At 59.3% G+C, this 15,468-nt stretch carries 12 protein-coding genes; 10 read left to right on the top strand and 2 right to left on the bottom strand.

Going from position 1 to position 15,468, the window contains the following annotated elements; translation table 11 throughout:
* Nucleotides 1-31 precede the first annotated feature (31 nt).
* The 6 genes from ACVDG9_RS14495 (at nt 32) to ACVDG9_RS14470 (ending at nt 8,086) form a co-directional block, all read left to right on the top strand.
* The gene (locus ACVDG9_RS14495) at nt 32-877 is read left to right on the top strand and encodes a formate/nitrite transporter family protein (RefSeq protein ID WP_055654787.1); all 846 of its coding nucleotides are present in this window, start codon (nt 32-34) and stop codon (nt 875-877) included.
* Nucleotides 878-940: 63 nt separating this feature from the next.
* Entirely contained in the window at nt 941-2,674 is a 1,734-nt protein-coding gene (locus ACVDG9_RS14490) for a bifunctional protein-serine/threonine kinase/phosphatase (RefSeq protein ID WP_447238316.1), read from the top strand.
* Between the two features lie 9 nt (nt 2,675-2,683).
* The gene (cynS, locus tag ACVDG9_RS14485) at nt 2,684-3,133 is read left to right on the top strand and encodes a cyanase (protein WP_023001126.1); all 450 of its coding nucleotides are present in this window, start codon (nt 2,684-2,686) and stop codon (nt 3,131-3,133) included.
* Between the two features lie 22 nt (nt 3,134-3,155).
* Nucleotides 3,156-5,837 (top strand): nitrate reductase, encoded by a 2,682-nt coding sequence (locus ACVDG9_RS14480; protein WP_447238262.1) that lies wholly within the window; start codon nt 3,156-3,158, stop codon nt 5,835-5,837.
* On the top strand, nt 5,812-7,356 hold the full coding sequence (cysG, locus tag ACVDG9_RS14475) for a siroheme synthase CysG (RefSeq protein WP_447238315.1): 1,545 nt from the start codon (nt 5,812-5,814) through the stop codon (nt 7,354-7,356). The genes ACVDG9_RS14480 and cysG overlap by 26 nt, the downstream gene beginning before the upstream one ends.
* Nucleotides 7,357-7,396: 40 nt before the next feature.
* Nucleotides 7,397-8,086 (top strand): GntR family transcriptional regulator, encoded by a 690-nt coding sequence (locus ACVDG9_RS14470; RefSeq protein WP_023001129.1) that lies wholly within the window; start codon nt 7,397-7,399, stop codon nt 8,084-8,086.
* Here ACVDG9_RS14470 and ACVDG9_RS14465 read toward each other — a convergent pair.
* Entirely contained in the window at nt 8,083-8,496 is a 414-nt protein-coding gene (locus ACVDG9_RS14465) for a nuclear transport factor 2 family protein (RefSeq protein WP_447238261.1), read from the bottom strand. The genes ACVDG9_RS14470 and ACVDG9_RS14465 overlap by 4 nt on opposite strands.
* A 234-nt stretch (nt 8,497-8,730) precedes the next feature.
* On the opposite strand from ACVDG9_RS14465, the gene ACVDG9_RS14460 reads away from it, so the two are divergent.
* The 4 genes from ACVDG9_RS14460 to ACVDG9_RS14445 all read left to right on the top strand — a co-directional run bounded on the left by ACVDG9_RS14460 (nt 8,731) and on the right by ACVDG9_RS14445 (nt 14,673).
* On the top strand, nt 8,731-9,918 hold the full coding sequence (locus ACVDG9_RS14460) for an ABC transporter substrate-binding protein (RefSeq protein ID WP_055656609.1): 1,188 nt from the start codon (nt 8,731-8,733) through the stop codon (nt 9,916-9,918).
* Between the two features lie 85 nt (nt 9,919-10,003).
* A complete protein-coding gene (locus tag ACVDG9_RS14455) occupies nt 10,004-10,879 on the top strand; it encodes a branched-chain amino acid ABC transporter permease (protein WP_447238260.1) in 876 nt (291 codons plus the stop codon).
* 78 nt (nt 10,880-10,957) lie between these two features.
* A complete protein-coding gene (locus tag ACVDG9_RS14450) occupies nt 10,958-13,408 on the top strand; it encodes a branched-chain amino acid ABC transporter ATP-binding protein/permease (RefSeq protein ID WP_447238314.1) in 2,451 nt (816 codons plus the stop codon).
* On the top strand, nt 13,405-14,673 hold the full coding sequence (locus ACVDG9_RS14445) for an amidohydrolase family protein (RefSeq protein ID WP_447238259.1): 1,269 nt from the start codon (nt 13,405-13,407) through the stop codon (nt 14,671-14,673). Before ACVDG9_RS14450 ends, ACVDG9_RS14445 begins: the two co-directional genes overlap by 4 nt.
* On the opposite strand, the gene ACVDG9_RS14440 is transcribed toward ACVDG9_RS14445, so the two are convergent.
* A complete protein-coding gene (locus tag ACVDG9_RS14440) occupies nt 14,670-15,464 on the bottom strand; it encodes a FadR/GntR family transcriptional regulator (RefSeq protein WP_168688144.1) in 795 nt (264 codons plus the stop codon). The two genes, ACVDG9_RS14445 and ACVDG9_RS14440, sit on opposite strands and share 4 nt — an antisense overlap.
* Nucleotides 15,465-15,468 lie beyond the last annotated feature (4 nt).

Genomic DNA, 15,468 nt, shown 5'->3' with positions numbered 1-15,468 from the left:
CCGGCCGAGCACTCTCGCGAAAGGAATTCAGATGTCATATGTAACGCCACAGGAATTTGCCACCAAGATGATCGACGCCGGTGAAGCGAAGATCTTCATGTCCACAAAGGACACGCTCATCCGGGCCTATATGGCAGGCGCCATCCTTGCCCTTGCCGCCGCCTTCGCCGTGACCATCGCCGTCAATACCGGTAATTTCCTGGTCGCCTCGATCCTGTTCCCGGTCGGCTTCTGCATGCTCTATCTGCTGGGCTTCGACCTTCTGACGGGCGTGTTCACGCTGGCGCCGCTGGCCGTGATCGCTAAACGTCCGGGCTGCACCTGGGGCGGTGTGTTCCGGAACTGGGGCCTGGTCTTTACTGGCAACTTTGCAGGTGCCCTGACCACGGCGGTCTTCATGGCGATCATCTTCACCATGGGTTTCAGCCAGGAACCGAACGCCGTCGGTCAGAAGATTGGCCAGATCGGTGAAACCCGGACGCTCGGCTATGCCGCCGCTGGCTGGGCGGGACTGCTGACGGTCTTTATCCGCGCAGTGATGTGCAACTGGATGGTTTCGACCGGTGTCGTGGCCGCGATGATGTCGAACTCTGTTTCCGGCAAGATCATGGCGATGTGGATGCCGATCCTGGTGTTCTTCTATCTCGGCTTCGAGCACTCCATCGTGAACATGTTCCTGTTCCCGTCCGGCATCATGCTCGGCGGCAACTTCACCTGGTTCGACTACTTTGCCTACAACGAAATTCCGGTTGTTGTCGGCAATCTGGTCGGTGGGCTGACCTTCGTCGGCGGCATGATCTACGCCACCCACTACAAGACGTCGCCATCCCGCAAGGCAGGCTACGAAAAGGCGCCGGTCGCAGCGCCTGCCGAATAAGTGCGACGCTCCGCCGTCATTGGCGGCGGAGCGTCTTTTCCCGAGGAGCCATTTCCCGTGCTGATGCAAGTCCGCCATACCACCTTGAGCGTCGAGACCGGCCAGCATTCGTCTGCCGGACGGAAAGCCCTGAACCAGGACTTTCATGGCGCCATGGTGCCGGACGGCCCGGCCCTGGTGCACAAGGGCATCGCACTTGCTGTCGCGGACGGCATTTCCTCCAGTCCGGTTGCGCATGTCGCAGCCGAAACGGCCGTCAAATCCTTTCTCTCCGATTACTATTGCACCTCTGAAGCCTGGACAGTGAAGACCTCTGCCATCCGGGTGATCTCTGCCGCCAATTCCTGGCTTTTCAGCCAGACGAAACAGGTCGACGATCTCGACAGGGGCCATGTCTGCACCTTTTCTGCCCTGGTCCTGAAGGGGCGTAAGGCACATCTCTTCCACGTCGGTGACAGCCGCATCTGGCGTCTTTCCGGCCAGAGCCTGGAACAGCTGACGGAAGACCACACTGTCCGGATTTCCGAACAGGAGAGTTATCTCGGCAGGGCTCTGGGGGTCGGGCAATCTGTCGATATCGATTATGCCGTGTTCGATCTTCGTCCGGGCGATCTGTTTGTCCTCACGACGGATGGTGTCCATGGCTTCTTGCGGGCTAAGGATATGGCCGACGCCGTGCTGGCTGGCGAAGCACTCGATCAGACAGCCAGGACACTTGTCGAAAAGGCGCTGGCTGCAGGCAGCAACGATAATCTGACCGTTCAGATCGTGCGGGTGATCGACATCGCGGAACCCGGTGCAGATGATCTCTTGAACGGGGAAGGCACCTTGCCACCGGCGCCGCTGCCGAAGGTGCCTGGCACCCATGAAGGGTTTCGTTTGATGCGCGGCCTGCACGCCACCAGCCGCAGCCACATCTATCTGGCGGAAAATGAAGAAACCGGCGAACCGGTGGCGCTCAAGTTTCCGTCGCTCGATTTACGCGGAGAGGAAGACTATCTGCGCCGGTTCGCGCTGGAGGAGTGGGTTGCACGCCGGATTTCATCGCCGCATGTGTTGAAGGCTTCCACCTATCCGCAGGGCCGTCAGACGCTTTTTCTGGCAACGGAATTTGTCGAAGGCCAGACGCTTCGCCAGTGGATGATCGACAATCCTCACCCCAGCCTTGAGACCGTGCGCGGGATTCTGGAGCAGGTGGCCAGGGGATTGATGGCCTTCCACCGCAAGGAAATGGTCCATCAGGACCTGCGGCCGGAAAACATCATGATCGACACGTCCGGCACGGTAAAAATCATCGATTTCGGGTCGGTGCGGATCTCCGGCGTGATGGAAGCCGCTCCTTCGCTCGACAAGGGTGAGATCCTCGGCACTCACCAATATACCGCGCCAGAGGTGTTTCTCGGCTACCTCGGGACTGAGTACAGCGACCAGTTTTCGCTCGGTGTGATCGCCTATGAAATGCTGACTGGGCGTTTGCCCTATGGTGCGGCCGTTGCCAGGGCAACGAGTGAGCGGGCTCAGGCTGCACTGCGCTATCGCAGTGCGACAGCTGTCACGGAACGTGTTCCGGACTGGGTCGATGGTGCGCTTTGCCGCGCGGTTCATCCCGTGCCGGGCAAGCGCTACGAAGCGCTGAGCGCCTTCCTGGAAGATCTTCGTCGCCCGAACCCGGCCTTCAGTTCAGATCGTTTTGTCCCTCTGGCGGAACGGGATCCGGTCCGCTTCTGGCAGATCGTCTCTGCTGTTCTCGCGGTGCTCTGCGCCATCCTCTTGTTTCAACTCTTCGGCAATTCATAGGAGATTTTCATGACCGCTCTTACCCGTGAAGACGTTACCAGCATGATCCTGTCGGCGAAGCGCCAGGCGGGGCTCACATGGGAAGGCATTGCCGAAGCGATCGGCATGTCGCCTGTCTGGACCCATTCGGCGGCCATGGGCATGAACGCCATGCCGGAAGACAAGGCAAAGGCAATCACGGAGACACTCGGTCTGCCGCAGGAAGCGGCGCTAGTACTGCAGGAGAGCCCAACAAAGATCTGGTCGCAGACCGTGCCGACGGATCCGTGCATCTACCGTCTTTATGAAATCGTCGGTGTCTACGGCCCGACAATCAAGGCTTTGATCCATGAGAAATTCGGCGACGGCATCATGTCGGCCATCGATTTCGACATGTCGGTAACCCGTGTTGAGAACCCCAAGGGAGACCGGGTGAAGATCGAGATGTCGGGCAAATACCTTGGCTACAACGCCTGGTAAATCAAGAACCGGGATTGATGGCATGACCGAACAAGAAAAAACAATCCGGACCACCTGTCCCTATTGCGGTGTCGGCTGCGGCGTCCTCGCGACCCGGCACCCGGACGGGACGGTGACTGTTGCAGGTGACCCCAAGCACCCATCAAATTTCGGCCGGCTTTGTTCCAAGGGTTCGGCCCTTGGAGAAACGCTTTCGCTGGATGACAGACTGCTCTATCCGGAAATCGACGGCGAACGCGCCAACTGGAATGACGCGCTCGATCTTGTCGCGCGCAACTTTCAGGATGCCATTCGGGAACATGGACCAGATAGCGTTGCGTTTTATGTGTCCGGCCAGATCCTGACCGAAGACTATTACGTCGCCAACAAACTGATGAAAGGGTTCATCGGTTCGGCGAATATCGACACCAATTCCCGCCTTTGCATGGCATCTTCGGTTGCCGGGCACCGCAGGGCATTCGGCTCGGACACGGTTCCGGGAACCTATGAAGATCTTGAACTGGCAGACCTTGTTGTGCTGGTCGGCTCCAATCTCGCCTGGTGTCATCCGGTCCTGTTCCAGCGCCTTGAAGCGGCCAAGGCTGCAAACCCGGCGTTGCGGGTGGTCGTAGTGGACCCGCGCAAGACAGCGACCTGCGCCATCGCCGATCTGCACCTGCAATTGAAGCCCGACACGGACGTTGCCCTCTTTAACGGGCTGCTCGCCTTTCTGGCGGAAGCGTTTGTCGTGAATGACAGCTATGTCAATCGCTTCACTCAAGGACTTGAGAAGGCAGTTGAGGCTGCAGGACCCTGCGAGATCGGCCAGATAGCCGAAAAGACCGGCCTGTCACGTCAGGATATCGCACTCTTCTACAAGATGTTTGCCCGGACGGAAAAGACAGTCACCGTCTATAGCCAGGGTGTCAACCAGTCAGTCGTAGGCACGGACAAGGTCAATTCCATCGTCAACACACATCTGGCAACTGGACGGATCGGAAAGCCCGGCATGGGCCCTTTTTCCGTCACGGGTCAGCCGAACGCCATGGGCGGCCGGGAAGTTGGCGGACTGGCCAATATGCTCGCCGGCCACATGGCTTTGGAAAATGCCGAGCACCGCGGGATCGTGCAGGACTTCTGGCAAAGCCCGGTCGTGGCTGATCGGTCCGGCTTGAAAGCTGTTGAGCTTTTCAAGGCCGTGCGGGAAGGCCGGATCAAGGCGCTCTGGATCATGGCGACAAGCCCGGTGGACAGTCTGCCGGATGCAGATGGCGTGGCAGAAGCCCTGGAAGCATGTCCTTTTGTTGTCGTTTCGGAAGTAACGCGGGCAGCTGACACGGTTCCTCATGCGAACGTGTTGCTGCCTGCAGCCGCATGGGGTGAAAAGGACGGAACAGTTACCAACTCCGAGCGCCGGATCTCAAGACAGCGTGCGTTCCTGGAGCTTCCCGGTGAGGTTCGCCCCGACTGGTGGCACCTGAGCGAAGTCGCAAGGCGCATGGGCTTTGCCGGGGCCTTTTCCTATGAAGGGGCTGCGGCGATTTTCCGTGAGCATGCGGAGCTTTCGGGCTATCGGAACGAAGGCAGCCGTGATTTCGATATCGGTTCTTATCGGGACGTGTCCGATGCCGATTTCAATGCCATGGAGCCCTTTCAGTGGCCGCAACCGGTGGGAATGCCACCGGCCGATACGAGGTTCTTTGCCGGAGGTGGGTATTTCACGGAAAGCGGCAAGGGACAGTTCGTGCCTGTCGTTTTCAAGGCTCCGCGGCAAACAGAGCGCCGCTATCCGTTCTCCCTGAACACGGGCCGGATCCGCGATCAGTGGCACACCATGACGCGCACCGGCAAGACGCCGCGCCTGACCGCGCATTTTGCCGAACCTTTTGCCGAACTCAACCCGATCGATGCCGAAAAGCTCGGGATCGACCCGGCAGACCTGGTGACGGTCAAAAGCCCTTATGGGGCCGTAATTGTGCGGGCGCTACTGACAGACCGGGTCGCCCCGGGAGAAGTCTTCGTGCCGATGCATTGGACCGACCAGCTTGCATCGAAAGCCCGCATCGATGCGGTCATGGCGCCCGAGACAGACCCCCATTCCGGACAGCCAGGATCCAAGTTCACGCCTGTGGCGGTGGCAAAAGCGAAAATGGCCTGGTTCGGTTTTGCCGTCTTGCGCCAGCGACCGGAGAAGATCGCTGCCGACTACTGGGCCCTTGCTCCTGTTCCAGGCGGTTACCGGCTTGAGTTCGCGGCGAAAGCCGATGCGGATTTCGCGGAAATCGCAGCTACGTTGACCTCGTCCAGCAACGAGACGACCGATATATCGGATGGTGCCGCTGGCTGGAGACGTTTGGCTGAGTGGCGGGACGATGTGCTGCAGGCAGCGTTCTTCTTTTCCGGATCCCCGGTGGAAGTCTCGCGCCAATGGGCTTGTGGGCTTCTGGATGAGGGGCCCGTTTCGCCGCAGGAGCGGGCACGGGTTCTTGCTGGACGGGTGCCGGCAGACAGGCCGGATCCGGGGGCGCTGGTCTGCTCCTGCTTCCAGATCGGCTGCAACCAGATTGCCGAAGCCGCACGCTGCGGTGCGACGAGTGTCGGTGCGATCGGTGAAACACTGAAAGCCGGCACAAATTGCGGCTCCTGCCGCTCGGAAATCCAGACGCTTCTCGATGAAATTGCAAAGGAAAGCCTCGATGATGCCGACATTGCGCAAGCCAGCTGAGGTAAAGCGCCGGAGCCGTCCGGCACGCGTGGGGGCTCTTGCAAGCCTGCCGCTGTTCTTTCCGCTTGAAGGAAGAAAAGTCCTGCTGGCAGGCGGCACGGAAGCCGCCGCCTGGAAGGCGGAGCTGCTGGCCGCTGCAGGGGCAGACGTACATGTGCATGCACCGGGGCTGGAGCCGGCTTTCGAGGCACTTCTTGCGGCCGGCAGCATCAAGGGGCGTTTCATACTTCACCGGTACTGCTGGTCGCAGCAAGACTTCGAAGACGCAGCCCTTGCGATTGCCGATGCAGAGAGTGACGAAGAAGCCGCAGCGTTTGTTTTGGCCGCGCGGCGCATGGGGGTTCCGGTCAATGTGATCGATAACCCCGCCTATTGCGACTTCCAGTTCGGGTCCATCGTCAACCGGTCACCGGTCGTGATCGGTATCTCGACCAATGGGGTCGTGCCGATTCTTGGACAGGCGATCCGACGGCGGATCGAGACGCTGATGCCTGAAAGTCTGCAAGGATGGGCGCAGCTGGCGAGCCGGTTGCGGGAAAAGACGCTTTCCCTGCTGGACGCGGGGGCACAGCGGCGCCGATTCTGGGAGCGGATCTCCGATCTTGCCTTCTCGGGCAAGTCGGCGCCTGAAGAAGAAGAGCATCTCGCCGAAGCACTTCTGGAGGATGCAAGGACGTCTGCCGCAGGCAAAGTCACCCTTGTGGGTGCAGGTCCGGGCGATGCGGAATACCTGACACTGAAAGCCGTGCGTGCGCTGCAATCGGCTGATGTCATCCTCTTCGATGATCTGGTTGATGACGCGGTTCTCGAACTTGCGCGTCGAGAAGCCAGGCGGATGCTGGTCGGAAAAAGAGGTGGCCGGGAAAGTTGCCGCCAGGAAGACATCAACGACATGATGGTTTTGCTGGCACGACAGGGCAAACACGTGGTGCGGCTCAAATGCGGAGATCCGATGATCTTCGGTCGTGGTGGCGAGGAGCTCGACCGTCTTGCTGCCGAAGGCATCCCGGCAACCGTTGTTCCCGGCATCACGGCGGCTTCTGCCATGGCGGCACGCCTTGGCGTTTCCCTGACGCATCGTGACCATGCTCAGTCGGTCAGGTTTGTCACCGGCCACTCGCGCAAGGGCGATTTGCCGGAAACCGTAGATTGGCCTGCGCTCACCGACCCGGCCACCACGACCGTTTTCTACATGGGGGCGCGCATGGCTGGCCGTATTAGAGACCGGCTTGTTGCCGAAGGCTTGTCCGCAACGACCCCCGTCGTTGCCGTTTCGGGAATATCCCGCACCGACGAAAAGCGTTGGTCGGGAACACTGGACGAACTTGAACGCGGTGTCGATTTGCTCGGACTGGAAGGTCCGGTCCTCATCGGAGTGGGGCAGGTTTTTCGGGCAACAGGCCGTCAGATCGGGCAAGGAGAAGGATTTGAATTCCATCAGGTCTTCTCTGTCCAAGGGGAAATGGCCGGAGCTGAAAATCGAGGCATTCGAACACTTGGCAAACCTGCAGCTATTTGATTTGTTTGAGCGGCAAATCAGCTGGTGATCCGAAGCACTGATGAATCGTTCCGAACAAATTTGCGCAGCCCTGCGCAGTGCCATCCTTGAGCGTGCCCTGTTACCGGGCATGAAATTGCCGGAAGATTCGCTGGGTGAGCGTTTCGGGTCGAGCCGGACGATCGTGCGCCAGGCACTGGAACGGCTCGCAGCGGAAGGCCTTGTCGAACTGCGACGGAACAGGGGAGCCGTTGTCGCAACCCCCAGCCTGGAAGAGGCGCGGGATCTGTTTGATCTGCGATGCCAGATCGAAGACCTCGTGGTGTCCCGGCTGAGCGCTGAATTTTCCCAGAAGCACCTTGATGCGCTGAATGCGCATCTAGACAAGGAAATTGCCGCTGAAAAGGGACCTGAGCCTGTCTCCATCCGGCTTGCCACGGAATTCCACATTCTCATGGCGCAGCTCACGGAAAGTCCGGTTCTGATCCGCTACGTGGAAGATGTCGGCTATAGATGCGGGTTGACGCTGGCGCTTTACTCACGGCCGCATTCCACTGATTGCGGGATCCAGGAGCACCGGGAAATTATTGATGCTCTTTCCAAGGGCGATGAGGATCGGGCCAGGGATCTCATGCGACACCACTTGGGGGCCGTGGCGGACCGGGCGCTGATCAAGCCCGAAAACAAGGGGCAGGGCATCTATCTCGATGCCCTGGAACCTTACGTCCGCGCCGTTCGAGGAGACGACTAGGCTTCAATGCCCATGCGGGTGAGAATTCGCTCCGCGCTGTCGTTCCAGACATCCATCTTTGTGATCTTGCCGTCATGCACTTCGAACCGATCGACATACCGGTTGCCTTCGAAGGCGGTTCCGTCCGGCCATTCACCGTAAAGCGTCCCGACAGAGTAGACGACAACACCGTCCGCCCCGTGAGCAACGTCGAAACGGTCCATCTTCTTCTTTACCCACTTGTACCGCTTCGCGTTAAAGCCGGTCGGACCTGAGGGATGGTTGAATACCCGTCCGCCTGTAAACGTGATCGTCACATCGTCGGCAACGTATGTCGCAGCGAGATCCGGATCGGGTTTCATGGAAGCGTCGAGATATTCCCTGACGATCTGCGCTTCCTCGGGAAGAGCGTCCTTGTTTTTGTCCAGCATGGGGCGTCCTTTTCAAAATGGCCTTCCGGAGCATAAATCCTGTCCGGTTTTTTGCATGCAAGTTTTGTATGCAAAGATTGCATGCAATTTAAGCGAAATTCTGATGTCATCGAAGGTCTTTAAAGGCTGAAATTAGATAAGTAATTGAAATGTATAGAGATCAGTAAACTGGCATCTGACTTGCTCTTGATATGGCGTTCGGACGTGTCGTCCGGAAAACCAGAGGAGCCGTTCATGAAATCCGCTTGCAAATTTCCGAAGGTGACACGCCGCGTCCTGATGTCAGGTGCTGTCGGCCTCGCCCTGGCCACCAGCCTTCCGGCCTTCGCCGCCGATACAATCAAGATCGGCCTTGTTGCCGCGCTCAGCGGTCAGTCCGCCAAGTCCGGACAGGCAATTACACGTGGCCTGACCATCGCTATTGACGAGATCAACGAAAAGGGCGGTGTGCTTGGCAAACCGCTTGAACTTGTAAGCCGCGATGACGAAAGCAACCCGGGAAAGGGGCTTGTCGCCGCACGTGAGCTTGTCCAGCGCGAAGGCGTTGCGGCTCTGATCGGCGGTCTGGACACGCCGGTCTCCTTTGCAATCGTTCCCTTTGCAAACCAGTCAAAGGTGCCTTTTGTCGGCCCGTGGGCTGCAGGCACCGGCATCACCAAGAACGGCGCTGAAGAGAACTACATCTTCCGCGTCTCCGCCGTTGATGAATATGTCGATGAAGCGATCACCGAGTATCTGGTCACCAAATACGGCTCCAAGAAACCGGGGATGATCCTCATCAACAACCCATGGGGCGAGTCCAACGAGAAGGGGCTTTTGAAAGCGCTCGAGAAGCGCGGCATGGAGCATGCGGGTATCGAGAAGTTCGAGTCCAATGACGTCGATGTCGTACCGCAGCTCACGCGCCTCAAGGAAAACGGCGCGGATGGCCTGTTTGTTGTGGCAAACGTTGCCCCGACCGCACAGGTGGTGAAATCACTCGACCGGATGGGCTGGGATGTTGCCATGGCATCGCACTGGGGCCCGGCAGGCGGACGGTTCACGGAACTGGCCGGCAAGAGCGGCGAGAAGCTCCACTTCATCCAGACTTACCTTTTCCGGGAGGGCGATGCAAAGGGCGAGGCGATGTTCTCGAAGCTTCAGGAAAGCTTTCCCGAAATCAAGACCATGGCCGATGTGACACCCGCAACCGGTATCGCCAATGCCTATGACGCCATGCTTCTGCTGGCTGCTGCCATCGAGAAGGCCGGTTCCACCGATGGTCCGGCTATCCGACAGGCGATGTACGACATCGAGAACATCGAAGGCCTGATCAAGACCTACACCGACCCGTTCTCGCCGGAAGACCAGGATGCGATCGCGCCTGAAGACTATGTCTTCGCGCAGTTCGTCGAAGGCGAAATCATCCCGATTGAAGATTGATGATGTCACCTCCCGCGGCAGGCCCGCGGGAGGTTTCTTTCCTTTGAATTAGCCCTGATCCCGTTTCACCCGCCAGGACCCACCCATGACCCTCTTGATCGCCGCCCTTGTCACCGGCATTGGCCTTGGAAGCATGTACGGGCTGATCGCGCTCGGCTTTCAGATCACCTATTCCGTTTCTTCCACCGTCAATTTCGCGCAAGGCAGCGTTGTCATGCTGGGCGCGGTTCTGGGCTTTGTCTTTACCGAACGGCTCGGCTTGAACTGGCTGATCGCTTATCCGCTTGCGATCGCCTGCTGTGGCCTTTTTGGCGTGCTTGTTGAAATACTTCTGGTTCGTCCCTTCGTGGAACGCAAGTCGGAGGCCTGGCTGATGGCGACCGTCGCGGGCGGCATCTTTCTCGACAACGCTGTTCTCTTCAGCTTCGGCAACGAACCGCGGACATTGTTTTCGCCTTTGGCGCAGACCACCTGGCAGTTCGCCGGCACAGGCATCTATCCGCAGCAACTGCTTATTCCGATTGCCGCCATCGGTGTTGCTCTGGCGCTGCACTTCCTGTTCCGCAAGACCTTGCAGGGCAGGGCGCTGCTTGCCGTCGTCCAGAACAATCAGGCAGCACGGCTCATGGGGATCAACACAACCATGATGGTGTCCGGTTCCTTTGCGATTTCGGCCATGCTTGCCGGATGTGCCGGTCTTTTGATCGCGCCGCTGTTTTCCGTGCATTCGGACATGGGAACGCTCTTTGGGCTCAAGGCCTTCGCGGTGGCAATCCTGGGCGGCATGACATCGGCAGCCGGCGTCATGCTGGCAGGCTTTCTCTATGGGGTGACGGAAGCCCTGGTAACGGCCTACCTGGGCTCATCTTCCACCTACATCGTTGTCTTTGCGCTGATCATCCTTGCACTGACATTGAAGCCGGACGGCCTCTTCGGTCGTCCCGCCGTAAAGAAAGTCTGAGGAAGAGCCGTGCCCTTTCTGAACCAGCGAATTCTTCTCGATAGCTCGTTGCTCGTTCTGACCATTGCAGCCTGTGCGATGGCCGTGACAAGTGGTGGCTACACGCAGTTCGTCATCGGCCTTGTTGCAATCACGACCATCCTGGGGACAGGTCTCAACGTTCTTTATGGTTTGACTGGTCTGGTCTCACTTGGCCAGGTGGGTTTCTTTGCCATCGGCGCTTATGGTGTGGCGGTGATGACCCTGTCTGGCCTGAGCTTCTGGCTGGCACTGCCCTTGTCTGCACTCGTGGCGGGGATCGCGGGCGTTCTGCTGGCGGTGCCTGCCGTCCGTATGGCGGGGCCGTTTCTGGCAATGGTCACGATTGCCTTCGCGTTCATTGTCGAACACGGCGCGGTGGAATGGCGTTCCCTGACTGGCGGTCAGAATGGCCTCATGGGCTTTCCGATGCCGGAGATCCTGGGCTTCGTGTTCAGTGAGCGGGAACTGGTGGTGCTGGCCATCCTGCTTGCCGGATTGTCTCTCTACCTGTTTCGCCGATTGGCCGAAAGCGGCTGGGGCATGGCAATGACGGGCGTACGCGATGCTGAAACCGCAGCCGCCTCGCTTGGATATCGGCCCTTCGCGGTCAAGGCGGCCGCGTTTGCCATTGCGGCGGCGATGGCCGGGCTTGCGGGCGGTCTGTTTGCACCGTTGATGATGTTCATCGCGCCGAGCAATTTCCCTTTCTCGCAGTCGATCCTGTTTCTCTTCGCAATCCTGATCGGCGGCGCCGGCACCGTGCTGGGGCCACTCGCCGGTGCGCTGGTAACCGTCCTGCTGCCGGAGTTCCTTTCAGATCTTGCAGAATACCGGCTGCTGTTCTTTGGCGGTTTGCTGGTGGGCGTGTTGCTGATCGCGCCTCGCGGGCTGGTCGGCACGGTGGCGTCTTACATTCCGAGGCCGAGCCGAAGCGTGACGCCGGTTTCTTCCGCAGACATCGAGCAGTTCCTCCAGGGCGGGCTTTCCGCAAGTGCACTGGAGATTGAAGACCTCGGCATTTCGTTCGGCGGCGTTCGGGCAGTCGATGGCGTCAGCTTCCGGATCGTGCCCGGCGAGGTAACATCCATCATCGGTCCGAACGGTGCGGGCAAGACCACCGTCCTCAACATGATAGGCGGGTTCTACTGTCCAATGCAGGGAAAGATCCTGCTTGGAAGCCGGGACCTTGCCGGGCTACCGGCCCATGCGGTTGCCCGATCCGGGATTGCCCGGACCTACCAGACGACTAAACTTTTCGAGAACCTGACGGTGCTTGCAAATGTCGTCTCCGGGCTGGGGCGCGGTGCCTTCGGCGACCCGTGGTCCGACATTCAGTCGCCAGATCGTTTGTCGCTGGCGGCAGGACTGTTGCGATACTGCGGCTATGAAGGTGACTTCGACAAGCGTGCCGGTGATCTGCCGCATGTCGACCGCAGGCTGGTGGAGATCGCACGTGCGCTTGCCCTGAAACCCGACATCCTTCTTCTGGATGAACCGGCAGCCGGACTGATGCGAGCCGACAAGGACAAGCTCGCCATGCTGCTGCGGGATATTGCCGACCTGGGGCCGGCAGTTGTGCTCGTCGAACATGACATGGAGCTGGTCATGGGGATTTCGGACCGGATCCAGGCAGTTGACGCCGGCAAGCCTATTGCCTTTGGCACCCCGGCAGAGATCCAGGCAAACGAAACAGTGATTGCAGCCTACCTCGGCACCGGTGGCGCCACGGCCTTCCCGCGCATAAAACCGCTGCATACGGAAGAAACGCCTGTTCTTTCGACACAGAAGCTGACTGCAGGATATGGCGCGGCTCCGGTGTTGAAGGAGGTATCACTCAAGGTGCGGCCAGGCGAAATGGTGGCTCTGCTCGGGGCGAATGGTGCAGGAAAATCGACTTTTCTTTCTGCCGTTTCGGGTCTGCACAGGCCGGTCACCGGAAGCATAATCCTGAATGACGAGCAGACACAGGCCATGCAGCCGCATGAGCTCGTCGGGCGTGGTCTTGTGCTGGTTCCCGAAGGTCGCCAGGTGTTTCCGGAACTGACAGTGCGCGAGAATATCGAACTGGGTGCCTACAAGAGACATTCGGATGTCAACAGCTCGGAACTGGAAGCTCATCTGAAGCGGTTTCCGCGCCTGCGTGACAGGTTGCACAGCCGCGCAGGGCTTCTTTCGGGCGGTGAGCAGCAGATGATGGCAATTGCCCGCGGTCTCATGGCAAAACCCAAGATCCTGCTCCTGGACGAACCTTCGCTTGGATTGGCTCCGGCGATGGTTGAGGAGCTTTATGCGATCCTTGGTGAGTTGCGGGACGAAGGCATCACCATTCTGCTTGTCGACCAGATGGCGACGCTTGCTCTCGCCGTTGCAGATTACGCCTACGTATTGGAGCAAGGCCGTATCGTGATTGAAGGCAAGGCTGCGGATCTGGCTTCGGACCCGCGGCTGACGGCGGCCTATCTCGGCGCCGCCAATGAACAGGAAACTCGCATGGAGGCGAGGGTATGAGCGGGCTAGTAATCCGGAACGTCCTGCTGGAGGGCGCTGATGCGGCTGTCGATATTGCTGTTAGGGCCGGAAAGATTTCGGCGATAGGAGCCGACCTGCCCACGAGTGCGGAAGAACTGAATGGCAACGGCGTTCTCCTGGTGCCGGGGTTTGTCGAGAGCCATCTTCATCTCGACAAGGCCTGCATTCTCGACCGCTGTCGGAACGAGACAGGTACGCTGGAAGGAGCGATCTCGTCAGTTGCGGAGGCAAAGAAAGGGTTTTCGGAAGAAGACGTCTACGACCGTGGTCGAAAGGTTCTCGAAAAGGCCATTACCCAGGGCACCAACGCCATCCGGACGCATGTGGAGATCGATCCGGGCATCGGCCTGACGGGGTTTTACGCCATTCAGCGGCTGAAGCAGGATTTCGCCTGGGCGCTGGACCTGCAGATATGTGTCTTTCCGCAAGAAGGGCTGATCAACAACCCGGGTACTGCCGAGTTGCTGGAAGAGGCGCTCACAGCCGGAGCGGACCTGCTGGGCGGGTGTCCCTACACGGACAGCGATCCGAATGGCCAGATTGCCTGTCTGTTCGAAATGGCCGAGCGCCATGATGTCGATCTCGATTTCCATCTGGATTTCGATCTCGATCCATCCTGGCGTCATCTTGATGAAATCGCCCGTCAGACAGTCGCCTTCGGCTGGCAGGGAAGGGTCGCGATCGGCCATGTCACCAAGCTGTCGGCCCTTTCCCGAAAGGACCTTCTGGAGGCGGTGCAAATTCTGAAAAGCGCTGAAATCGCGCTTACCGTCCTGCCGTCGACGGATCTGTTTCTGATGGGACGCGGCAGCGAAAGCCTGGTGCCGCGCGGGGTCGCGCCGGCGCATGTCTTTCATGAACACGGCGTTTGCTGCACGGTCGCAACAAACAACGTGCTCAATCCCTTCACGCCCTATGGCGACTGCTCCTTGCCGCGCATGGCCAATCTTTATGCCAATGTTCACCAGCTCGGATCAGCGGAAGACCTGAAGGCCTGTTTTGACATGGTAACGGCTGCACCACGGAGGCTGATCAACAAGGCTCACAGGATAGAAGTCGGCGAAGCGGCCACCTTCGTGGCGCTGCCGGCCATGAGCGGACATCAGATCGTTTCGGAAATCATCCGGCCGGTCTGGGGGATGAAGAATGGAAAATTCACGTTCGAGCAGGCTCCGGCCAGGTTGATGGGCCCATTGGCAGCGCAAGGCCGGACCGAGGAAAGGCGAGCGGCTCTTGTGCCCTAGCTGCTCGTGGACGAGACCACTTGCGCCGTCGTGCTGCCGCGTGTGCGCATGGCGGCACGTTCCTTCATGTATTTTTCCGCCTCGATCATATGACCACGCATGATCATGCGGCAGAGCTCGGCATCACCCGATTTTATCGCCCGCAGTAACTGCACCTGATAGTGCAATCCCGTTTCGCGCAGGGCAGGGTTCGGTTCCTTGTAGATCGAGCGGCAGACCGTCATGTCGCGTAGCAGGCTGAGCAGGAAGGAACATGTGAAGGCCAGGATCGGGTTCTTGCAGTGCCGGGCCAGTTCTTCGTGAAAATCAAGCTCGGCCAGGCGCTGCGAATATTCTTCTTCCGCCGTCTTGGGCTCGTCCTCGTAAAGCCGGATGCAGCCCTGCAAGGCCTGAAAACCTTCGTCTGTCAGTGTTCCGGCAACCGAGGCGGCAAGTTCCGGCTCAAGCTGTTTCCGGAGTGTGTAGATGTCGGCAATCGTCGGCTGGTCGAACAGGAACAGATTGTCCAGCATGCGGATGGCTTCACCTGGTTCCACCGATGCGACGAAGACACCACCGCCCGGGCCGCTGCGTGTTGAAATCAACCCCTGGAACTCCAGTACCTTCAAAGCCTCACGCAGTGAACCACGTGACACCCTGACCGTTTCCGGCTGAAGCCATTCGGCGGGGATCCTGTCACCGGGGCGCAGACCGGCTTCGACGATCTGTTCGCGGATCTGCTGGGCAACCATGTCGGGCCGCCGCAGGCGTTTCCGTGTCTTGGGATCTGTCGCTCCTTCGGGAATTCTCATGGCC

Source organism: Roseibium sp. RP-7 (genome assembly GCF_053005225.1).
This window is presented reverse-complemented; position numbering and strand designations above follow the sequence as displayed.